General features: G+C 48.9%; 16 protein-coding genes. 7 read left to right on the top strand and 9 right to left on the bottom strand.

Translation table 11 applies throughout. The features are described from left to right. Window positions 1-186: 186 nt before the first annotated feature. From KE626_RS32165 to KE626_RS32150, 4 genes are all read right to left on the bottom strand, one after another. On the bottom strand, window positions 187-1959 hold the full coding sequence (locus KE626_RS32165) for an SGNH/GDSL hydrolase family protein (RefSeq protein ID WP_211977192.1): 1773 nt from the start codon (window positions 1957-1959) through the stop codon (window positions 187-189). Window positions 1960-2433: 474 nt separating this feature from the next. Further along, a complete protein-coding gene (locus tag KE626_RS32160) occupies window positions 2434-3348 on the bottom strand; it encodes a sugar phosphate isomerase/epimerase family protein (RefSeq protein ID WP_211977191.1) in 915 nt (304 codons plus the stop codon). Window positions 3349-3387: 39 nt separating this feature from the next. Continuing rightward, the gene (locus KE626_RS32155; RefSeq protein WP_211977190.1) at window positions 3388-5541 is read right to left on the bottom strand and encodes an outer membrane protein assembly factor BamB family protein; all 2154 of its coding nucleotides are present in this window, start codon (window positions 5539-5541) and stop codon (window positions 3388-3390) included. A gap of 70 nt (window positions 5542-5611) precedes the next feature. Continuing rightward, window positions 5612-6427, bottom strand: coding sequence for a phytanoyl-CoA dioxygenase family protein (locus KE626_RS32150; RefSeq protein WP_211977189.1), 816 nt, complete (start codon window positions 6425-6427; stop codon window positions 5612-5614). A gap of 122 nt (window positions 6428-6549) precedes the next feature. Here KE626_RS32150 and KE626_RS32145 point away from each other — a divergent pair, with 122 nt between their 5' ends. Next, window positions 6550-7431 carry an AraC family transcriptional regulator gene (locus KE626_RS32145; RefSeq protein ID WP_211977188.1) on the top strand — a complete coding sequence of 294 codons (882 nt, stop codon included), beginning with the start codon at window positions 6550-6552 and terminating at the stop codon, window positions 7429-7431. A gap of 67 nt (window positions 7432-7498) precedes the next feature. Here KE626_RS32145 and KE626_RS32140 read toward each other — a convergent pair whose 3' ends face one another. Then, window positions 7499-8950, bottom strand: a complete 1452-nt coding sequence (locus tag KE626_RS32140) for an alpha-L-fucosidase (protein WP_211977187.1) — start codon at window positions 8948-8950, stop codon at window positions 7499-7501. A gap of 220 nt (window positions 8951-9170) precedes the next feature. Between KE626_RS32140 and KE626_RS32135 the strand changes: the two genes are divergently transcribed. The 5 genes from KE626_RS32135 (at window position 9171) to KE626_RS32115 (ending at window position 14013) form a co-directional block, all read left to right on the top strand. Further along, on the top strand, window positions 9171-10196 hold the full coding sequence (locus tag KE626_RS32135) for a sensor histidine kinase (RefSeq protein WP_211977186.1): 1026 nt from the start codon (window positions 9171-9173) through the stop codon (window positions 10194-10196). Then, window positions 10193-10894, top strand: a complete 702-nt coding sequence (locus KE626_RS32130) for a LytR/AlgR family response regulator transcription factor (protein WP_211977185.1) — start codon at window positions 10193-10195, stop codon at window positions 10892-10894. The genes KE626_RS32135 and KE626_RS32130 overlap by 4 nt, the downstream gene beginning before the upstream one ends. A gap of 99 nt (window positions 10895-10993) precedes the next feature. Continuing rightward, a complete protein-coding gene (locus KE626_RS32125; RefSeq protein WP_211977184.1) occupies window positions 10994-13075 on the top strand; it encodes a TonB-dependent receptor plug domain-containing protein in 2082 nt (693 codons plus the stop codon). A gap of 19 nt (window positions 13076-13094) precedes the next feature. Then, window positions 13095-13730, top strand: a complete 636-nt coding sequence (locus KE626_RS32120) for a hypothetical protein (RefSeq protein WP_211977183.1) — start codon at window positions 13095-13097, stop codon at window positions 13728-13730. Between the two features lie 19 nt (window positions 13731-13749). Continuing rightward, window positions 13750-14013, top strand: coding sequence for a hypothetical protein (locus KE626_RS32115; protein ID WP_211977182.1), 264 nt, complete (start codon window positions 13750-13752; stop codon window positions 14011-14013). A 259-nt stretch (window positions 14014-14272) separates the two neighbouring features. Here the strand turns inward: KE626_RS32115 and KE626_RS32110 are convergent, their stop codons facing one another. The 4 genes from KE626_RS32110 to KE626_RS32095 form a co-directional block, all read right to left on the bottom strand. Next, a complete protein-coding gene (locus KE626_RS32110; RefSeq protein ID WP_211977181.1) occupies window positions 14273-15766 on the bottom strand; it encodes a RagB/SusD family nutrient uptake outer membrane protein in 1494 nt (497 codons plus the stop codon). 11 nt (window positions 15767-15777) lie between these two features. Then, window positions 15778-18951: a TonB-dependent receptor gene (locus tag KE626_RS32105; RefSeq protein ID WP_211977180.1), complete on the bottom strand. Its 3174-nt coding sequence runs from the start codon at window positions 18949-18951 to the stop codon at window positions 15778-15780. Between the two features lie 243 nt (window positions 18952-19194). Continuing rightward, entirely contained in the window at window positions 19195-20220 is a 1026-nt protein-coding gene (locus KE626_RS32100) for a FecR domain-containing protein (RefSeq protein WP_211977179.1), read from the bottom strand. An 86-nt stretch (window positions 20221-20306) separates the two neighbouring features. After that, window positions 20307-20879, bottom strand: a complete 573-nt coding sequence (locus KE626_RS32095) for an RNA polymerase sigma-70 factor (protein ID WP_211977178.1) — start codon at window positions 20877-20879, stop codon at window positions 20307-20309. A 153-nt stretch (window positions 20880-21032) separates the two neighbouring features. On the opposite strand from KE626_RS32095, the gene KE626_RS32090 reads away from it, so the two are divergent. Beyond that, window positions 21033-22028 (top strand): S1C family serine protease, encoded by a 996-nt coding sequence (locus KE626_RS32090; RefSeq protein WP_211977177.1) that lies wholly within the window; start codon window positions 21033-21035, stop codon window positions 22026-22028. The last annotated feature ends 60 nt before the right edge of the window (window positions 22029-22088 follow it).

Genomic DNA, 22088 nt, shown 5'->3' with positions numbered 1-22088 from the left:
TGGGCAGGATTAAAATGATTAAGATGATTATACTGATTTTATTCCTTTTCTTGAAAGATGCTTATCTCTTTTCTGACGATATTCGGCAATAAGATAAAAACCTGTTAGATAAAAAAACTAAATCACTTTAATCATCTTAATCATTTTAATCCTGCCCAAAGACAAGCGCCGAAGGCGCTCCATAACCTACTTCTTCAGGTACTGACTGATCAGGGCTCCCAGTCCTTCGTACCCTTCCTGGTTGGGATGCAGCCCGTCAGAGAAAAGATGTTCTTCAATTTTTCCATCCGGCTTCAGGAATAATTTACCGGCATCCAGGAACTGTATTTTTTCACCGGGGATGGCGGCTATTAACCGGTTTATTCTTGCTACCCGCTCTTCCATATTCCTGCGCGGCAGGATGCCCATCAACAGGATCTGTGCATCAGGTTGTTTGGTACGGATGGTTTGTAACAGGTATTTCAATCCATCTACAATCTCCGTGTCGCTGTTTAGCTGTAGGTTGTTGGTGCCAATCATCAATACAATATAGCCGGGCGAAATGCCATCCAGTTCGCCATGTTGTACCCGCCACAACACATTTTCCACGCGGTCCCAGCCAAAGCCCATGTTCACCGCGCGTTTTGGTTCAAAGTATTTCTCCCAGGACAGGCTGCCATTTTTCACCCTGGCTTCCGGGTTGCCGCCCCAGAAATGAGTGATCGAATTACCTATAAATACCACTTTCGGGCGATGTGTTTTGTTATACGCCAGCACTTCCTGGTGCCTGGTTTCCCAGTCGTATGTGGCAGCATCCCTGCGCTGGGTAACCGGTGTAGTCGTGACCGTATTGCCGCCGGTTTCATTCAGGATGCTTTTCAGCTTTTTCGTATAGGCATCGGCGTACTTCATCATGCCCAGGTCGGTCGGATGCGTGCCATCCACCATGCTTTCCAGGTCCTGCCCTATTTCTTCTTTGGTCAGCAAACTGATATGCTTCACGCCTGCCTTCCACATAGAGTCCACCACTTCCTGCAGGGTAGCATTCACCTGCTCGTAAGATTCTTTCGCCGCCGCGCTGGTTTCATCATTACTGTACCCGTCGTGGGCGGTAAGCAGCACCGGTACATCCGGATGTGTGCGTTGCAGCTGCTTCACCGTTTCGGTAATGCGTTTTTTCAGTTCCGCCCCCCTGTATTCTTTACCAATAAGATTAGGCAAACAATCCAATACATATACGCTGGCATCTATTTCAGTCACAAAGTCCACCACTTCTTTTTCAAGCCGGCCATTGCCGGAAAAGCCGAGGTTGATCACCGGTCTTTCCATTTTACGCTCCAGGATATTGGTCCAGGCCATACCCGGACGGGAAGCGCAGGCGCCCTGCGCTATGGAAGTTCCGTATATTACTATTGGCGCAGCTTTACGCACCGGCAGCGGCTTAAACAGGCTTTCTTCCGGCACCTCCACCGACAACCATTTTACGGAGTTGTACAGGGGGAGATACAATGTATAATCGGTATTTTTTACATGCTGATCGTATTTGTTCAGGTTGGAGAAGCGGTACACAATGGTGTCGTTAAAATTATATTTACCGGCGCACCACATCCATTTTCCATCGATACTTTTGGCGTACATATCCACGCCGCTTACACCGGTAGCCGGCATATGCGGCATCGCCAACACGCCTCTGACCGTATATTTCACTACAATTTCATCGGCATCGGTTCTGAAACGTAAACTAAGCCCTGCGCTGTTACCCGATAAATTCCATACCGCGGTGCGCACCTTATCTTCCGCCCGCTGAGGCAGCCGGTCGTAATACAGATCCAGTCCGTCTTTCCAGCCCTGTCCTTCCAGCGCATACACGGTATTATCTTCAGCAGGTACCCATGATTTAAAAACACGGGGCGCCTGGGCGGCGCATACATTCATTAAAAACAACAAGACAGCCACTCCGGAAACCAATTTCCTTTTCATAAGTCGGATATTTTTCATCAGGTATTAAAATAGCAACGCAACATTTGCGACTTTGCGCTAACGGGGCATAAAATACAAAAAGGAATCGCTTCCCGCAATAAAGCGTTATCATTTATCTACTATGCAACGAAATCCTAATGTAGCGGCGCGGTCCATGCCCGGCGACATCAGCAGGTATTTGCCATGCTGCGGCAGTTGCTACGCCTGTGGAAAATACCAGTGGGATGTTTGCGGATGATAATAACTGCCTCCTTTTAATATCACGGAGCGTGTATGCGCATCCGTATATTCATCTGTCCACTGCCACATTGCCTGTAAGCCCCATCACCCCAAAGGGGGCCCCGTTCGTGTAATCATTTACGTTAACGGGTGGCCCCGGTTCCTTTCCAGCTGTGCATACAGCAACATTGGCAGCCATAGCGTAGCTATGACCGCCAATGTTGTGAACAATTTCATCGGGTTGTTATTTACCGTTTAGTATCCCCATTTCTTCATCACCTGCAAATCAGCGCGAACAGCGTCCAGCGGCGCCTGTCCCTGGTAGGACTCCTGCTCAATAATAAAATGACGGGTACCGCCCGATTTTTTACCGAGATCAATGACTTCTTTTACGGGAATAATGCCTTTACCCAGTACAGTACTTTCATACTTGCCTCCCATCTCTCCTTTCTCGGTCTTTATTTCATCTTTTACGTGCATCAGCTCAAAACGGCCGGGGTATTGTTTAATGATATCGAGGGCAATGCCGCCTGCATGATACATGTTGCCAATATCCAGCTGCTGTGCTACCAGCGAAGGATCCGTATTTTGCAGGATCAGGTCAAAAATTTTCTTTCCATTCAATTGCTGGCTGAATTCAAAATCATGGTTGTGGTAACCAAACTTCATCCCCGACTTTTTGCACAGCTCCCCGCTTTTATTAAAAACGTCCATGTAAGCTTTGAAGTCGTCGTAATTTTGACGCAGACTTTCATCCAGCCACGGGCTGATCACGTAGTGCTGGCCCACGATAGCAGCATCTTCCACCGTATATTTCCATTCGTCGGTAAAATCTTTTTTTGCGCTGTCCCAGTGTTTCTTTTGCATCACGGTATGTCCGCTGGGCATTAACAGACCGAGGTCGCCCAGCAGCTTTTTGAAATCAGCAGCGGAATAACCGTAGAATTTCCGGTTGGCGTAACCGGCATGTTCTACGTTTTTATAGCCCATGGCCGACAATTGTTTCAGTGTACCGGAAGGATCTTTTTTCATATCGTCGCGGATAGAATACAATTGTATACCCAGCACCGGCTTAGCCATGCCTGCGGCCAACAATTCCTTCGACAGCAGTGCTGTACCGGCAAGCGCCAGGGTACCTTTCATCAGGAAATTTCTTCTTGAGATACTCATAGTAAAAGATATTTTAAATGTTGACGATGTTATTTGCGTTTAAAGGGAGAATGCCATATAAGTATCTCCTGATTTTTTCCCCAGCTTGCCACCACCGCAGGAAATCACCACATACTGTTTTCCATTGGCCTCGTATACCGCCGGAGTAGCAAAACCGCATGCGGGCAATGTTGTTTCCCATAGCAGCTGCCCGGTTCTTTTATTAAATGCCCTGAACTTACTGTCGGCCGTAGCGGCAATAAACAATAGTCCGCCGGCGGTGACCACAGGGCCGCCATAATTTTCGGTACCACTGTGAATACCTTTTGCTTTCAGCTCCGGGTAGTCGCCCAGCGTATCTTTCCACAGCAGCTGGCCGGTGTTGAGATCAATGGCGCTCAGTGTGCCCCAGGGTGGCGCTACCGCCGGGTATCCTTCTTTCGTTAAAAATTTATTATAACCGGTTGCGCGGTATGGTAAATTCGTATAGGCATCCACGTTTTTACGCGATGCCACAAACGGTGTTTGTTGTGTTGCTTTAATATCGAGGATGAAAGCTGCCAGCGCTTTTTTTTCACTCCTGTCCAGCTGTTTGAAGGCGGGCATCATTCTTCTGCCGGCATCTACCAGTTGGGTAAACGCTGTTTCGTTGTATTTGTGCTGTATGTTTACGAGAGAAGGAAAAGTACTGCTGCCTTTTCGCTCCGGTCCATGGCAGGCCATACAATGAGTAGTGTATAAGCGTTTACCTGCCTGCAGCTGTGTTTCCTTTACCGGAGGATGTTGCTCTTCCGCATCTATCATGGTGAGTATCCACGGCATCTCGCTGGCATTCACGTACAACACGCCTGTTTCCGGATCTGCTGCGGGTCCGCCCCACTCGGCGCCTCCGTCAAAGCCGGGAAAAATAACGGTACCCTGCCTGGAAGGCGGAATAAAAAGACGACCGGTTTTATAACCCGCCAGTTTCGTCCTGATGTCCTGGTATGAACTGTCGGGCACCAGCCGGTTCAGGTTATCTTCTGTCAATGCCTGCCTTACAAACGGCTTGAAAAAAGAGGGTACCGGCTGCGTGGGCCATACCTGCTCACCCGGCAGCGCGGTATCCGCAGGCACCGGTGTTTCGGCAACCGGGTACAATGGCTGTCCGCTGCTTTTATCCAGTAAAAAAATAAAGCCGGTTTTAGTGACCTGCACAATGGCATCTGCTTTTTTGCCTTCCTTTTTTACCGTCACCAGCATAGGTGCGGTAGGCAGATCACGATCCCACAGATCATGATGTACCGTTTGAAAATGCCAGATCCTTTTACCGGTGGCCGCATCCAGCGCCAGCACACAGTTGGCAAAGAGGTTGCTGCCCTTGCGTTTGCCGCCATAAAAATCGTAGGAAGCAGATCCGATGGGCGCAAACAATACACCTTTTTCTTCATCCAAACTAAAACCTGCCCAGGCATTAGCTCCACCCATATGCTGCCAGGCGTCCTTGTCTTCCCAGGATTCGTAGCCGGTCTCGCCGGGTTGAGGAATAGTATGAAAAATCCATCTCAGTTTTCCGCTGTGTACATCGTATGCCCTGATGTAACCCGGCGCGCCGCCTGCTTCTTCCGCCACGCGGGTGCCGGTTATGATGAGGTCTTTATAAATAATACCGGGTGTAGTGGATGTAATGTACAACTGGTCCATGTTACGGCCCATATCGCGGTGCAGGTCTACAAAACCGCTGTCACCAAAAGACATCACCGGCTGCCCTTTATCTGCATCAATACAATACAGCTTTGCACCGGCAGTATAAAAAATACGGCGGTCGCCGCCCTCATTTTCATAAAAAGTAACGCCCCGGCAAGCGTTGTACTGGAAGTAGCCCTTGCCTTTTACTTCGCCCGAAGGGCGTGCCGGATCAAATACCCATACTTCCTTACCGGTAGCAGCATCTACGGCAAACAATTTCAGTTTGGGAGAAACGCCATATAACCGTTCATCCACCACCACCGGGTTCACCTGTATCTGCGTCATGTCTTCTGCATCGCCGGTATGGTAAGCCCAGGCAACTTTCAGCTTTGAAACGTTGCCGGTATCAAGTTGTGTTAAAGCGCTGTAGTGAATATTTTCCTTGCTGCCTCCATATACCTCCCAGTGGAGGTACCTGTTGCTGCGCGAAGTACAGGCTGTCAATAACGTGGAAATAATAAGCACGTGGATAGTGGTGGAACGCATCTAAAAAAAGTATTGATATGCTGTTCCTCTAAAAATATACTTTTTATAATAAATTTTTTTTAAAAACTAATTACAAGACCAGCGGATTCAATGCCGAGGCGGCAGGACTTCCGGGCGCCAGCCCGCCCAGCCAGCGCTGACGGTCATTTTCCTGGTGATCATTTTGCGGTTCGGTAACCATGGCATCGCCGGCCATAAAGATAATGGTCATCACCTCCCGGGTGACCGCCGCCGCATTGCCGGGGGCTGAATGCAGCGTCCATCCGTAGTGCCAGGTGGCATCGCCGGCCTTCATACTAAGCGGCCGGCTGATGGAATAGCCCTGTTCTTTTACAAATGTTTCAAAGGTGCTCTCCGACTCATCCGAAATGGCAATGTTACCGATGAAGCCTGCCTTTTGCGAACCGGAGGCAAAAGTGAGCATCCCCATTTCTTCCGTAATATCTATCAGCGGCATCCACATCGTCACTGTTTTAGGCGTGTTTAACGGCCAGTAATACTGATCCTGGTGCCAGGGGGTTAAACCGCCGCCGGGCTCCTTATACAGGGCCTGATCATGATAAATACGCACATTATCTACCCCCAGCAGTTGAGCGGCAATTTTCCCAAAGCGCCTGGCCTGGGTAAACTGCTTTACGTCGTCATCCATCTCCCACAAATTCATGATCTGCAAAAATGCCTTCCCATAGGTATCTCTTTCCGCCAATGCACGATGTTCAGTATTGTAGCGCATGGCAGCACCGCTGATCACCTTCCGCCATGCCGCCGCCTCGATGGCATCCAGCACACCGGGAATCAGCACATGACCATTGCTGCGGAAACTATCCGCAGCGGTAGCCGGTATTTCAATATAATTGTCCAGGGCGGGTAAAGAAGTAGTTGTCATGTATAGCTTTTTCCTAAAATTCCCCATAAAAAATGAGGAGATGATGGTTGATTTTAACAACTACTATGGGTATTTTATCCTGAAAACTAAAATTTATCATCCAAATGGAATATGTTTAGGGTATGATTACCGCCTCCATCGAAATCATCAGGATGGCCCATCACCATTCTTTCCTGGTGAGGGAATTCCGGGAACACCTGTTCTCCGCGCCTTATCATTTCCACCCGGAATATGAGCTGACGCTGATATTGAAAGGCAGCGGCAAACGTTATATCGGAAATCACCAGGCGGGTTACAGCGCGGGCGACCTGGTACTGATGGGACCTCATCTGCCGCATTGCTGGAAAACAGATCCCGCTACGGTATTACCAGGTGAACTGAATGCACAATCGCTGGTGATACAGTTTTCGCATGATTTTTTGGGAGAAGATTTTCTTTCCCGGCGGGAGCTGCACGCCATCGCATTACTGCTGCAGCAAAGCGCTTTCGGCCTACAGTATACCGGCGCCGCACAAGCAGCCGTGGCACAGCGTATGATGGATTTACATGCGGAACAGGACGACTTCAAAAAACTTCTCTCACTGCTCGAAATATTGCAGCAACTGGCGGGCAGCAGCGAAGTACAGGTACTGAATCATCGCGATATTATTGCGGGTCAATCTCCCAGGGACCGGGAACGTATGAAGGTGGTATACAATTATATCATTGAAAATTTCCGGGAAGATATTCAACTCAATACTGCCGCAAAGCTGGCCAATATGTCGCCCAATGCCTTCTGCAAGTACTTCAAAAAAGTGACCCGCAAAACGTTCATAGAAACGGTGAATGATTACAAATTGAACTATGCGGCCCAACAAATTATCGACACCGATAAACCCATCGCCGGAATAGCCTATGACAGCGGGTTTGGAGACCTCTCCCATTTCAATACCTGCTTCAGGGCACTGTTCAGACAAACACCATCTGATTTCAGGAAACAGTTTAACACACCATTACCCGGTTAATAAAAAAGGGAAGACAACCGCCTTCCCTTTTTACCTGTTGCTTGCCAGTTTTAAAAATAAAAATCCTTTACCCTTTCACTTTAATGACCAGCATTCCTTCCGGTACATCTCCGGGATGCAGCATAGACAAATCCACTACGCAATCTTTTCCTTTCTGCTGCCATTTCACCGCTTTGGAGGTACCAAGAATGCTCAGCGCTGCCCCTTTAGCGGGCGTATAATTGCGGATGGTTACCTGCTGCTGATAAGCCGGCACAAAGCAATACAGCGCGCCTGGTTTGGAAGTGAAAAACAATTCCACGTTGGCATGCTCCGCTGATTTCTTTACCAGCTTCGAAATGCTGTAGTCGGCCATATAACTTTGCTCCTTCATTTCAGGACGTTTTCCCAGGCTCCACTGACGGCTTTCCTTCCAGGGTTTGGTATCATAAATACCTTCTCCGTTCAGCTCCAGCCATTTACCGATGTCGAGTAATTTCTGCTGCATGATCACCGGGATGCGGCCATCTGCAGTGGGTCCTATATCCAGTAACAGGTTGCCTCCTCTTGATACGATATCGACCAACATGAGGATCAGGTCATTGCTTTTTTTGTAGTCGTCGGCTGTTTCCATACGGTTGTACCCATACGATTGTCCGATGCCCTGGCTTTCTTCCCAGATCACACCGGGTTGCATACCACTGCCGTATTCGGATGTCAGGTAAGTGGCACCATTATTTTTACCACGGGTATTGCTGCCCCAACGGTCATCTACGGCCACCTCATCTTTCACCGGCGATTCGTTATACAACCAGGCCAGCAGCGAAGTGCAGTTCCAGGCAGTATCCGACATTTCCCACTCCCCATCAGAAAATATAACAGATGGTTTATAGCGGGTGACCAGGTCCTTGAACTGCGGCGTCATCACTTCTTTTACATAGCGTTGCCGGTCTTTCAGCCACAGCGGGTTAAACCACTCATACAGGGAATAATAATATCCCATCTTCAGACCTTCTTTGCGCACGGCTTCCGTGAGGTCGCCCAGCAGATCACGTTTAGGCGTGCCCGTAACAGCGTTCCAGGAATGGCCCCATGACTCGTTTGCCTGTTTGTTATCCCATAAACAATAGCCTTCATGATGTTTGGAGGTAAGCACCACATATTTTGCGCCCGAACGGCGGAATACATTTGCCCATTGATGCGGATCAAACAGGGAAGCTGTAAACTGGCTCTCCAGACTTTCATAGGGAGTGCCCTGTCCGTAATTTTTATCGTGAAACGCCTGCACCTTGTTATGTGATCCTTCTTTGGTGCCCCTGAGATTATACCAATACCATTCGGAATAACCACCGGGACCTACTACCGCGTAAGATGGCACCGCATACACTCCCCAGTGGATAAAGATGCCGAACTTGGCATTGTTAAACCAGGCGGGAATGCCCCGTTTATCCAGGGATGCCCAGTTAGCCTCGTACTTTTGCGCAAAAGTCAGCGAGGTGCTCAGGAGAAAAACCAATAATCCTATACAGCGTTTTATCATAACAGGTCTTTGATTTCATAATGGATCTCAAAATTAACATTTGCCGCCACCTATATTAATGGTATTTTCTCTGAAGATAATAATTACTTCCCCGTCTGCACATTTCCCCGTGTTGCGGACACTTCTGCGGATCTTATCTACACGCTTCCGCCGCAAGCCGTTAATACCGGTATTTTTGGGGGTGTACCCGAAAAATCAGTAGCTTTAATGAGCACATCAGATGAACATCAGTATTCCAATTAAAAGAGTCGTTATTGCCCTCCACATACTTATCTGGAGCGCATTATTATCGCTGCCCTATATTGTTTCGGATGCAGCCAGCGATTATCGTATCGGTACCTTTCCCGGCCTGTTCTTTACCCTTTGCGGGGTCATCCATATGGTCATCTTCTACACCCATGCCTTAGTGCTCTATCCCCGGTTATGGAACAAACAGTACTGGTGGCTTTACTTTCCATCGGTGTTGTTGCTGGTGGGGGCCTCCTTCCCGCTGAAATACGGTATCATGGCACATTGGTTCCCCACCGTTTTAAGGGACCTTTCTTCCTATAAATTTGTATTTGCCCCTTCTGTGGGCGCTTTTATTGTAAGCCTGGTTTATTGTAAAGTGGTGGAGCGGATCAGGGCAGAAAGAATACAGAAAGATAAACAGGCGGAACAGCTCAGCTCAGAACTAAAATTTCTCCGCTCACAGGTAAGCCCGCATTTCCTGTTTAATGTATTAACCAACCTGGTATCCCTGGCCAGGAAAAAGTCCGATCAGCTGGAACCCGCTCTCATCATGCTGTCCGACCTGATGCGCTATATGCTTTACGACACCACCGGAAAAAAAGTATTGCTCACCAAAGAGATTGCATACCTGAACAGCTATATTGCGCTGCAAAAACTGCGCTTTGGTAACGATGTGGACATCAACAGCCATATTGATACAGATGGCCACGCAGCCAACTATACCATAGAACCTATGCTGCTGATTCCTTTCGTGGAAAATGCCTTTAAACACGGTACCGGCTATACGCAGCATCCCGAAATTAATATACGCCTGTCCGTTACCGGCGATATCCTTACTTTTGAAGTACAGAACCAGTTCGACAGCGACCCGTTGACCAGCAAAGATGAAAACTCAGGAATAGGACTGGCCAATGTAAAATCCAGGCTGGATCTGCTCTACCCGGGCAATCACCGGCTAACGATCAGGAATCAGCAACCGGTATTTCATGTCACTTTAATATTGAAACTCACATGATGCGTTGTATAGCCATAGATGATGAACAACTGGTACGTGAACTGCTGGAAGACAGCATACGCCAGGTGCCCTTTCTTCAACTGGTAAAAACCTGCCGGAATGCGATCGAAGCATTGGAGGTATTGCAACAGGAACAAATAGATCTCATCTTTCTTGACATACAGATGCCAAAACTGAATGGCATACAACTGCTGCAATCGCTGCAACAGCCGCCTATGGTCATTCTCGTAACGGCTTACGAACAATATGCATTGGATGGCTTTAACCTGCAGGTAGTAGATTACCTGTTAAAACCCTTCAGTTTTGAGCGCTTCCTGAAAGCGTGTAACCGTGCCAGTGAGCTGTTCCGGCTAAAACAAGGCGCTGCAGCCCCCGCCGATATGCAACACTCTTTTTTTGTACACGTGGAATATACGCAGGTGAAAATTATTACCGCCAACATCACCTATATTGAAGCGCTGAAAGACTATGTCAAAATACATCTCACCCATACTTCCAAACCTATACTTACCCGCATGACCATGAAGGCCATGGAAGAAAAGCTGCCCGCAGCCGCCTTTATACGTACTCATAAATCCTACCTGGTGGCTGTACAGAAAATCACCACCATCAAACGCGACCTGGTTTGTATCGGCGATATAGAAATTCCTGTCAGCGAATTCTATAAAGAGAACGTTAATAAGCTCCTGAATCAATAAGCCTTCCCCGTTTTGTCGCTACACTTTCCCGCCCTGTCTACTCTCTGAAAAAGCGCTTGCTCTTCACTATAGTTTTGCCCGTAGATCATACTACAGGTTATGAAAACAATTACCTACATATTGCTGCTACTCAGTGTTTCCGCCAGTGCGCAAAACAAACCAGCGGTTGCCGGCAGCAACTTAAAACCCGCCGTTCCGGCAGCGGATACCCTTATAAAAGACAGCGCCTCTTACAGTACCACCGTAAAGGCAGACACCGCCATTAAAAGCAAACGTTCCCTTCATGAAGTAGTGATAAGCGCAGGCTCCTTTGAAGCCAGCGACCGTGCCAAAGGCGCCTCCCTCACCCCGATCGACGCAGTAACCGTAGCCGGCAGTAATGGAGATATCAGCCAGGCGCTGCGCTCCCTCCCCGGCGCGCAACAGATCGGTGAAACGGAAGGACTCTTTGTTCGCGGCGGCACCGGTGAAGAAACCCGGCAATTTATTGACGGCACCCTGGTAAAAACACCCAACTACCCTTCCGTACCCGGGGTACCCCAATACGCCCGCATTAATCCGTTCCTGTTTAAAGGCATCCTTTTCAGCTCCGGCGGCTACTCCGCGCTTTATGGAGAAGCCATGAGCAGCGCCCTGATACTGGAAAGTGTGGACCTGCCGGAAAAAACATCCGCCAGCTTCTTCCTGTTCCCTTCCAATATGGGCACCGGTTTCCAGCATCTTTCCAAAAACAATCGCAGCAGCTACGGCGCCAACCTGAACTACAGCAACCAGTCGTTATACAACTCCATCGTACCACAAAAACCGGAGTACTTCAGTGGCCCTGTCTATTTCAACGGAAACGTGAACTTTCGCGTAAGGACAGGCAAAACCGGCATGTTAAAATTCTACAGCAACTGGGGGTATAGTGATGTGGGTATGAGAAACCCGGATATCGACAGTGCTGCACTAAAAGCCGGCTACCAGGCGAAGGGTTGGAACAGCTATAATAACCTGAGCTTCCGCAGCTACCTGGCTGATGACTGGAAAATAGATCTGGCAGCGGCCTTCAGCTATAACAAAGAGGAAACCAACCGAGACCTCACCGACGGGAAGGGGAATATGCTGAAAATTCCGTTTATCCCTTACAGTTATAAAACCGGGCAGCGGGTGATGCGCACCGATTTTTCCCAGATGCGCGCAGTAGTGACCCACTTATTTCCGCAGGGACAGGCACTGCGTTTTGGCGCAGAACATTTCTATACCGACGACAGGGGCCGGTCAAACGACAGCAACCTTGTCCTCACCGACCACCTGACCGCTGTTTTTGCGGAAGGAGATTTTTACCTGGCGGACAACCTCGCCGCCAAAACCGGGTTGCGTGTGGAATACTCCTCTGCATTAAGCAGGATGGTACTGGCGCCGCGAATCAGTTTAGCTTACCGCCTGCATGATGGCAGTCAGTTCAACCTGGCCTATGGCGTGTTTTATCAGCAACCGGGGAATGATTTTCTCTACCAGCCCAACAAGCTCACGTTTTCCAATGCTACCCACTATATACTGAACTATACCCGCAAAGCCAACAACCGCTTCCTCCGCGCGGAGGTATATTACAAACAATACCGCGACCTGGTAAAAACAGTACCAGGCCTCAGCAATAACGGCAAGGGCTATGCGCAGGGAATAGAGCTTTTCTGGCGTGATAAAAAGAGCGTTAAAAATCTCGACTACTGGATCACCTATACTTATCTCGATACCAAACGTAACTTCCTGGATTATCCTTACGAGCTGCGGCCATCCTTTGCGGCGCCGCATACCACAACAGTGGCTGTCAAAAAATTTTTCCAGGAAATTAATACCAGCGTAAACGTTTCCTGGGCCATGGCGGCCGGCCGGCCTTATTACCATATCAGCAATAACAGTATCACGGATCAGGGCAATACCAATGCCTACAATATGCTGAACCTGCATGTGGCCTACCTCTGCTCCTTCTTTAAAAACAGGAAATGGAAAGATTTCTCCGGCGTGGCCATGGGGATCAATAACATTACCGGTACCCGGCAGGTGTTTGGATATAACTATAGTTACAACGGGCTTTTCAAATCGCCGGTTACGCTCCCAGCTACACGAAATTTCTTTGTCGGTATTTTCATGAGTTTCGGGATAGACCGCACTGATGATTTTTTAAATAACAATTTATAACACTCACAAAAAAAGAAAAATGAAAAAACTACTCATTACCCTGTCTGTTGCATTATTGAGCTATAGCGGATTTACGCAATCCAATGCCCTTCAGCAGGCGGTTTCCAAACTGGACCAGGCACAAACAGTAAATGACTTTGAGCAACTGGAAAAAACATTCACCGGTATCAGCGGACAACCCGCCTGGTTATCCTCTTACTACGCCGCCCTGTGCAATGCAAAGATCGGCTTCCTGCTGCAGGACGATGGTGAAAAAATAGAGCCTTACAGCAACCGCGGTGAAGAGCAGGCTAAAAGAGCCATAGCCGCCCTTGACAGCGCAAAGCAACATAAGGAGCTGGCGGAAGTATACACCGTGCTGAGCATGGTATACCGTACCAAGGTATTTATTAACCCGATGACGTACGGCCGTAAGTATGGCATGCTGTCCGACCAGGTATTGAAACAGGCAAGAGCGCTGGATGCGCAAAATCCCCGGGCATTATACGTAGCCGCCTGGGTAAAATATGCCACGCCAAAAATGTGGGGTGGCGACAAACAACTGGCGAAACAGCTGGCTACCCAAAGCCTGCAACAGCTGGGTACCCCGGGAACGGATGTATACCCTCACTGGGGCAAAGCGGAGGACCAGGCGCTGTTGAGCAAAATCAAATAACCTTTTAAATTGCAAGATCATGGGATTCGTGTTTATCATCTTACTGCGCATACTGTTTGTCGCATGTATGGTGTTTGTTATCGGGTATGTTTTTGGTGGTTTTTCGAGAAAACCAGCCCTGAGAAGTATCACAAAAGTGGCCGTTATATTGGCGATTGTGTTATTCATCTTTACCAATATCATGTTTGCCCGGATGGCATTCCGTAATGTCAACGGGCCATGGTGCCACAGGAACGCGGACACTAAAATAGAGGCCCCGCACCCTGAAACGCCTCGTCCTTAAAAAAAACTGCCGCGCTGTGATTATATCAGCGCGGCAGTTATAAATAGCAGCGATTTTTTTTTTGCCCAGGATTAGACTGATTTTGATGATTTAAAGGATTTTCTTCTTGTGATTATAATTTGATTTTAAAAGATTAGCGTAGATCTAAGCGAATTTGCTTACATCTACGCTAATCTTTTAAAATCAAAAAAGAAAAAATCCTTTAAATCATCAAAATCAGTCTAATCCTGGGCAAAAAAAAAATCCCGGGCAAGAAAAACTACTTATACCCTCCGTTCTGTACCAAATTAGGATTCGCATCCAGCTGCGCCTGTGGAATCGGGAACAGCTTCCGGAAATCCTGATCGGCCGGATGGAATTGCCAGGTGCCATTCCATTTGCCAAAGCGGATAAGGTCCTGCCGGCGGCAGCCTTCCCAGATAAATTCGCGGCCGCGTTCGGCCAGCAGTGTATCCAGCGTCAATGCAGTGATAGGACTAGCCGTTTCGAAATTACGTGCCCGTACCTGGTTCACCAGCGCGAGTGCCGTTGCTGCCTGCCCTGTACGCAGGAGGCATTCTGCTTTCAGCATCAACGCATCGGCATAGCGGAATATTACGAGATCGTTGTTCTGATCGGAATAAGGGGTATTTTTCTCGATCTCATACTTTACGATACGCACACCTTCTGTCTGCGTGGCGTTGGCTAGATCCCCGATGGTGGTGGAGAAGATCAGCGGCGCGCCTTGCTCTGTTTTAAGCGGCGTTCCGTCTTGTGCATACTGTTGTCCTACGAGGAACATGGTTTTACGCTTATCGCTGTCGTTGTATGCTTCGTAGAAAGCCTTGAGCGTACACCAGCCATTCCAGGGTGAACTGGGCAAGCCATAAGTATAACGGTTGTTATAGTGCAGGGTAAGATAGTGCAGCATCATGCCTTTGGCGTTGATGGCATCGTAGGGCACCACGAAAATATTTTCCTTTGAATTTTCGTTACGGGTAGAGAAGTTAGCAAAGTAATCCGCTTCCAGCTGGTAACCCATCTTGCTAACGGAATCGCACATACGAATGCAATCTGCCCAGCGTTGGGTGCCGGTATATACTTCCGCATTCACGTATAACTTCGCCAGCAGCATAAAAGCCATCCCCTTTGTTACCTTGCCGTAGTTCCTGGTGTCAAGTGTGGCGGGCAACGCATTGATATTGGCTTTTATTTCTTTTTCTATGAAAGTAAACGCTTCGGCGCGGGGTGTATTTTTTGGCGGCTCCGTTTGTTCAAAGGAAGTTACAATCGGAATATTGCCAAAGGCGTCCATGGCAAGGTAGTAGTGAAAGGCGCGCAGTACTTTCATTTGTGCAATGATCTGGTCTTTGGTAGGCAGCACCACACTGGAGCCTTCCAGTTTCTGTAAAATAGCATTCACCGGGTTTACGCCATCGCGGTAAATGAAGTTCCACATATCGTTGATATACTGATGGGTAATCGGGAACTCGTGGCTGATCAGCACCCGCCACAGGCCACCTTCGTTCCAGTCGGCCCCGCGGGAAGGCACGGTGGTTTCGTCTGTGGTCACTTCATTCATTTTCCAGTAGCTGTCGCGATAACCGCGCAGCTTTGCGTAAGCGCCGTTGGAAAAGGCATTCAGCTCATCTTCTGTTTTAAGGAAGTTGTCGTCGGTACCACGGTCGTAAAAGGTTTCATCGAGTTTGGTGCAGCTGAAACCGGCTACTAACATACCGGCCAGCAATGTATATTTCAGGAATGTTGCTTTCATGTAAATCGTTTTTATTTAAAGTTCACCGTAAAGCCCAGTGCAAAAGAGCGTGTTTTCGGATATACGTTACGGTTATCAATACCCGGCGCCAGTCCGTCGATCGGCAGCTCCGGATCGAGGCCGGAATATTTCGTGATCACAAACAGGTTCTGCCCGGAGATATATACCCTTGGGTTAGCAAACATTTTGCTTTTGGCAGCTGGTATGCTGTATCCAAGGGAGAAGTTATCGAGGCGGAGGAAAGCGCCGTTTTCAATAAACCGGTCGGATACATAGGTACCTTTAATGTTGCTGTCGGCATATTTTGCCATGGCATTACGGCCGGGTAAACGGCTGAAACGATCGCTCAGCACCAGGTCGGTGGCATTGAAGATCTGGTAACCAAAAAGACTGCGTAATAAAAAGTTCAGGTCAAAGTTTTTATAACGGAAGCTATTCGCCAGTCCGGCCTGGTATTTAGGCAAGCCATTACCTGCCACGCGGCTGTCGCTGCGGAAGTCGAATGTGCCGCTGCCGTCGATGTCTTCAAACTGCTGATTGCCATTGGCATCCACGCCGGTGTAATGCGGAATATAAAATGTGCCGATAGAGTAACCTGGCACTACTTTTACGATCTGCACGGCTGTCAGCCCGCGCGCTCCCACGGTACCATCATAAATGGCATCGCTCTTGAACTGGTCGTTGGCGATGGAGAGGATCTTATTGTAGTTACGGGAAATATTAAACGATGCGTTCCAGCTGAAATCCTTATGTTCAATGATGCCACCGCTCAGGGACAGTTCCACACCCTTATTACTGATCTTACCTACGTTGGCCAGCATAGACGGGAACAGGTAAGGCGGCGAAGGTACGTTGTAGTTGAAGAGCAGGTCTTTGGTGCGCTTATCATAGTATTCCAGTGTTCCGCTCAGTCGCCCTTTGAACATGGTAAAGTCGAAACCCGCATTAAACTGTGCGGCAGATTCCCAGCGCAGGTTTGGGTTTTCATTTTGTCCGATCTGGTAGGAAGTCACCCAGCGGCCGTTGTCGAGCACTTTACCACCCGGGCTGTAGGTAAGCGGTGATTTATAGTTCTGGATTTCCTGGTTACCGGTAACGCCATAGCCTACACGAAATTTCAGGTCCTGCAGCCAGCTGCTGTTTTGCAGAAATGGCTCCTGTGTAATACGCCATGCCAGTGAGGCGGAAGGAAACGTACCCCATTTTTTATCTTTACCAAACCGGGTAGATCCGTCGCGGCGTACGGTACCGGTAAGCAGGTACTTATCGTTGTAGCTGTAGAATACGCGGCCAATAAAAGACACCAGCGAATTTTCTTCTGCGCCGGAGCTAACGGCGGGCTGATCGCCCTGACCCGCGCCGAGGTTGTTATAGCTGAAGATATCGGATACAAACTGGGTGTTGCCGGCCGACATACTATTGGTGAAGAAGTGCTGATAGGAATAACCGGCGGTTGCCTTGAATACATTTTTGCCCCATTGCTGGTTATAGGTAAAATAGGTTTCCAAAGTTTTGTTATCCCATGTTTTGGATGCGCGGGTGGCGGAACCGTTGCTGCCCGCGCCTTCAATAACAGGCGACTCCTTGGAATAATAGAGGCCACGATCGCTGGAAGCGCGTTCCATACCCAATAACAGGTCATACGTGAGATGACTCGTAATATCATAGGTCGCTTTAGCAGAACCAATGAACCGGTTCAGGGCGCGCTGATGTTTGATCTGGTTGGCGAGGGCCACCGGGTTATAGTTATCGTTGATATCAAGTTTTTCGAAAAAGGTGCCGTCTGCATGATAAATGGGCGCCGTGGGATTATAGGCGATAGCCTGCTCCCAGATACGATTGTCGCCATTACCGTCGGGGTCTGTGCCCTGGTACCTGTTCTTCTCCCCTACGTAGTTCATGGAAAGTCCCAGCCGCAACCTGTTATCAAAAATGCCCTGATCCAGGGTGATACGGCCAATGGTACGTTCCAGGCCGGAATTTGATACCACACCTTCGTTGTTGAGATAGTTGACAGAAGCGCTGTAGCGGGTATTATCTTTTCCGCCGCTCATCGACAGGTTATGACTATGGCTGATACCTGTGCGGGTGATGGCTTTCTGCCAGTTGGTGGAAGCGCCGAGATCAAAGGCTGCCGCATCAATATTATTATCTTTCAGGTATTTGCGGTAGTCTCCTGCGTTCAGCACATCGTAGGTGTTGGACATCTTTTCCATACCAATGTAGCCGCTGTAAGACACCTGTGGCGCACCTTCCTTACCACGACGGGTAGTGACGATGATAACACCGTTGGCGCCCCGGGAGCCATAGATGGCTGCTGCGGAAGCATCTTTCAATACATCAATAGATACAATATCATCCGGTGGCACTGCATTGATGTCGATACCAGGAATACCATCCACAACAAACAACGGCTGACTGCTGGCGGATAACGAGGAGGCGCCTCTCAGGCTGATGCTCACTTTACCGTTGGGGTTACCGCCGGGTTTACTGATGACCAGGCCGGCTACCTTGCCCTGCAATACCTGTACCGGATTGCTGATGATGCCTTTATTAAATTCCTTGGGGGTAATGCTGACAATGGAACCGGTGAGATCTTTTTTCTGAGTAACACCATAACCGATCACCACCACTTCTGTTAGCGCACTGGAAGATTTTTTCAGTTGCACGTCCATGCTGGCTTTCACCGGCAATTCCAGGGGTTCGTATCCTACATAGCGGAATAACAGGGTCCCTCCGGAGGGCGCGTCCAGGGAAAAGTTACCATTTTCGTCGGTGAGGGTACCGATGGTGGTACCTTTTACCTGCACGGTTACGCCGGGCAGGGATGCGTGGTCATCAGCGCCAGTGATGTGGCCTTTTACCTTTATGTTCTCCCAATCTGTATGTTCCGGGATAATTACCACCAGGTGGCCTTCCAGCTCTTTATAGGTGAAGCCGGTGCCGGAAAGCACCTTTGCCAGTACGGTTTGCAGGGACTCGTCGGTGGCGTTGATGCTTACCCGCTGCTGCAGGTCTACTTTCCGGTTGCTGTACAGAAACCTTACATCAGACTGGCTGGCGATGCGGTCCAGTACTTTTTTGATCTCTGTGTCTTTCATGTTGAGACTGATGTGCTTCTGGGAATAGCCCGTGGCAGCCACCTGCATACAGGAAAGTAAAACAATAAAGAATGATAGCTTCATAATGATCAAATGCTTGAGCATAGCCGTTCTTCGCCGGCATGCATCCGATTGGTTGACTTTTTCCATAAATTTGTGATAACGGGTGATACAATAGCAAGGCCCTGCCATCCGGTCCAAAGGGGGCTGGCGCTTTGCTGATTAGCCTTTGCACAGGGAATGTTAGTAGCATTTCCTGTGTTTTTTTTCATTGAACGATGAGCTGGTAATTAGCTTTTCATAAATGGATTTTAAGTGAACGTGTGCTTAATAAATGATGATTTGCGTGCCATTGTTTTCAAAGTGAAATTCCTCTGTCAGCTGTAATGCCTGTAGTGCCTGGGTAACTGTTTCCGACGCGAACGAACCACTGAATACATATTTTTTTACATTGTTATTGCGGAAGGTGATCTGCACGCCATACCAGCGTTCCAGCAGGGTGGCGAGCTGTTCAAAGTTGAGCGATTCAAACTGCAGCCGGTTGCTGACCCAGGCCGTTTCAGATACCGTACTGTCGATCGCTGGTAAGGCAACCGCCTTGGCCATCACCGTTTTGGAAATAACCGGTTTTATTTCCAGTATTTTTTCCGGAGATGCGATCGCGTTGTTGTTATCGTATGCCACTTTCTCATAGGGACGCAGGCGTACCCTGTGAGCGGGTGTTTTGTCGAGATATACTTCCACGGCCCCTTCCAGCAGGGTGGTTTCACATCTGCCTTCGCCGGGATAGGCCTTTACGTTAAAGGCGGTGCCCAATGCATGTATGTTCAGGGTGGCAGCGTGTACCACAAAAGGGCGTGCAGCATCTTTGGCTACTTCAAAATAGGCCTCTCCTTCCAGCCATATTTCCCGGCTGCGGGTGTTCAGGTCGAAAGCCAGGCGGCTGGAGGCATTCATATGAACAATACTGCCATCGCTAAGGCGAAACTGCCGGCGCTCCCCGTTGCGTGTTTCCACGATCTCCCTGCCGGTTGCTACGTTGTGCCATAGCCGGTAGCTGAGGGTACAGAGCAGTCCTATTACCGCCGCGGCAGCTGCCCATTTCCACCAGTGAAGGGTCCTGGTATTTTCCGTTGCTGCCGGTTGCGCTGCTTTAGCCATCATCTCACTAAAAACAATAGCAGCAGGTGCTTCCGCTGCCGGTACTGCATTCCAGTATTCTTCCAGCAAAGCAAGTTCCTGCGCCCATTCCGGGTGCTGCTGCAATAATTCCGTCAATTCCCGCTGTCCGGCTTCGTCCAGCGTGCCACTTAATTTAGCGGTCATCAATTCATCCAGGCGATGACTGTCCATGTACGATTGGTTTAAACGAACAAAAGTTCCCTACCGGGAGAGACACGAAAATGAAAGCGATTACTTACAGGGGGAGAAAAAAAATTTCAGCGGGCGGGGATTTTCTGGTCAAGTCCGTGACCATAGTGCTGTAATGCCTGTCGCAGGCGGCTGGTAGCTCTTACCAGCTGTGTTTCCACAGTACGCGGAGATATTTCGAGGATAGCGGCTACTTCTTTATATTTAAATCCTTCTTCCCTGACCAGCCTGAAAATAGTTCGTCCCTGCGGAGAAAGGGTGCCGATGGCTTTGTCGAGCCACAGCTGCATTTCTTTCCACTCCAGCTGCGGATGTACATCCCCGGTAAGCGGGGCTTCTTCCTCTTCCAGTTCCAGCCACTGGTGTTTATACTGATCGCGGTGATGATTATAGCACCTGTTGCGTACGGCGGTGAACAGGTAGGTTTTGATATGTACAATGGGGTCGTCCTGTTTGCGGTTTTTCCATAGCTGAACAAAAACATCAGACACAATTTCTTCCGCCGCCTCCCTGCTGATAGATAGATCCGTTGCAAAACGCACTAATCCTGTGTAAAAATGATTAAACAGGTTCCGGAACGACTGCTGATCGTCCGTCCTGTAAACAGTATCCCACATTGCCTGTATATCAATTCCTGGCATAGACCCTAATTAGACGAAAAACATTGGCCGTCAAAATAGCTAAATAATTATGATTTTCTACGGCTAATAGCAAAGATGGCATGAATCCGTTATAACGGATGCCAAAACGGCATCCGGAACAGTCTGGAAATAAATTTGAGCGCGTTTGTTATTATGGATAACTCAATTTCATTTCTTACGCATCAGGCGTCGAACGATAGGAGTTTATTAGATGCCTATTCCCAGACCGTTACCGGTGTAGTGGGTACTGTTGCCGAATCGGTGGTACATATAGAAGTACAGAAAAAGGTGAGCGACCAGCGCACGCGGGAAAGGCGTGTGCAGGCGGGCACCGGTTCCGGCTTCATTATTTCTTCTGACGGCTTCATCATTACCAACAACCACGTGGTAGAAAATGCTGAAAGCATAAAAGTATCTTTTGTTGATGGCAGAAAGGTAAGCGCAGAAATCAAGGGCGCCGATCCTTCCACTGATATTGCCGTACTGAAAATTGATGAAACGGGGCTTAAAGCAATGCCGTTAGCCGATTCATCGACCTTACAGGTAGGACAGATCGCCATAGCCATTGGCAACCCTATGGGGCTGCAGTATACCGTTACCGCCGGCGTGGTGAGCGCATTAGGACGCACCCTCCGCGCCAGCAACGGCCGGCTGATCGACAACGTGATACAAACCGACGCTGCACTCAACCCGGGTAACAGCGGCGGCCCACTGGTCAACTCAATGGGACAGGTCATTGGCGTAAACACCGCGGTCATCGCCTCCGCACAAGGACTCTGCTTTGCCATTTCCTCCAACCTGGCCGCCCAGATTGCAGGACAGCTGATCCTTCACGGCAAAATCAGGCGGGCACAACTGGGCATCGCCGCACAACCGGTCAATCTCAGCAGCCGCATGATTGCCGCTAATAAATTATCCGTTCAAACAGGGGTATACGTGTTTGAAACCGTACCCGACGGCAATTATTACAACACCGAATTACATATCGGTGATATCATCATCGCTTTCGACAACAAACCGGTAGCCACCGTAGATGATCTTCACCTGCTGCTTTCAGATAAGCAGATCGGCAGAAGGATTGCAGTGGATGTTTTACGGGGAGGAAGAAAGATGGTGATAGAAGTGATTCCGGGGGAAATAAAGCAGTAAGCGCGGATTTTTAAGGCTGCCCCGGGAGCGAAGCTTCCGGGGCGGTTTTAATTACGTTGC

The sequence above is a fragment of the Chitinophaga hostae genome (genome assembly GCF_018224885.1).
Lineage (GTDB): Bacteria > Bacteroidota > Bacteroidia > Chitinophagales > Chitinophagaceae > Chitinophaga > Chitinophaga hostae.
The sequence above is the reverse complement of the archived record's forward strand: the minus strand, read 5'-3'. Positions and strand labels throughout refer to the sequence as shown.

What these genes read in the sequence shown, in the direction of transcription:
- KE626_RS32110 (WP_211977181.1), bottom strand. Translation starts at nt 15,766, where the DNA reads ATGAAAGCAACATTCCTGAAATATACATTGCTGGCCGGTATGTTAGTA.
- KE626_RS32150 (WP_211977189.1), bottom strand. Translation starts at nt 6,427, where the DNA reads ATGACAACTACTTCTTTACCCGCCCTGGACAATTATATTGAAATACCG.
- KE626_RS32115 (WP_211977182.1), top strand. Translation starts at nt 13,750, where the DNA reads ATGGGATTCGTGTTTATCATCTTACTGCGCATACTGTTTGTCGCATGT.
- KE626_RS32095 (WP_211977178.1), bottom strand. Translation starts at nt 20,879, where the DNA reads ATGCCAGGAATTGATATACAGGCAATGTGGGATACTGTTTACAGGACG.
- KE626_RS32160 (WP_211977191.1), bottom strand. Translation starts at nt 3,348, where the DNA reads ATGAGTATCTCAAGAAGAAATTTCCTGATGAAAGGTACCCTGGCGCTT.
- KE626_RS32120 (WP_211977183.1), top strand. Translation starts at nt 13,095, where the DNA reads ATGAAAAAACTACTCATTACCCTGTCTGTTGCATTATTGAGCTATAGC.
- KE626_RS32105 (WP_211977180.1), bottom strand. Translation starts at nt 18,951, where the DNA reads ATGAAGCTATCATTCTTTATTGTTTTACTTTCCTGTATGCAGGTGGCT.
- KE626_RS32145 (WP_211977188.1), top strand. Translation starts at nt 6,550, where the DNA reads ATGATTACCGCCTCCATCGAAATCATCAGGATGGCCCATCACCATTCT.
- KE626_RS32125 (WP_211977184.1), top strand. Translation starts at nt 10,994, where the DNA reads ATGAAAACAATTACCTACATATTGCTGCTACTCAGTGTTTCCGCCAGT.
- KE626_RS32130 (WP_211977185.1), top strand. Translation starts at nt 10,193, where the DNA reads ATGATGCGTTGTATAGCCATAGATGATGAACAACTGGTACGTGAACTG.
- KE626_RS32135 (WP_211977186.1), top strand. Translation starts at nt 9,171, where the DNA reads ATGAACATCAGTATTCCAATTAAAAGAGTCGTTATTGCCCTCCACATA.
- KE626_RS32140 (WP_211977187.1), bottom strand. Translation starts at nt 8,950, where the DNA reads ATGATAAAACGCTGTATAGGATTATTGGTTTTTCTCCTGAGCACCTCG.
- KE626_RS32165 (WP_211977192.1), bottom strand. Translation starts at nt 1,959, where the DNA reads ATGAAAAGGAAATTGGTTTCCGGAGTGGCTGTCTTGTTGTTTTTAATG.
- KE626_RS32155 (WP_211977190.1), bottom strand. Translation starts at nt 5,541, where the DNA reads ATGCGTTCCACCACTATCCACGTGCTTATTATTTCCACGTTATTGACA.
- KE626_RS32090 (WP_211977177.1), top strand. Translation starts at nt 21,033, where the DNA reads ATGGATAACTCAATTTCATTTCTTACGCATCAGGCGTCGAACGATAGG.
- KE626_RS32100 (WP_211977179.1), bottom strand. Translation starts at nt 20,220, where the DNA reads ATGGACAGTCATCGCCTGGATGAATTGATGACCGCTAAATTAAGTGGC.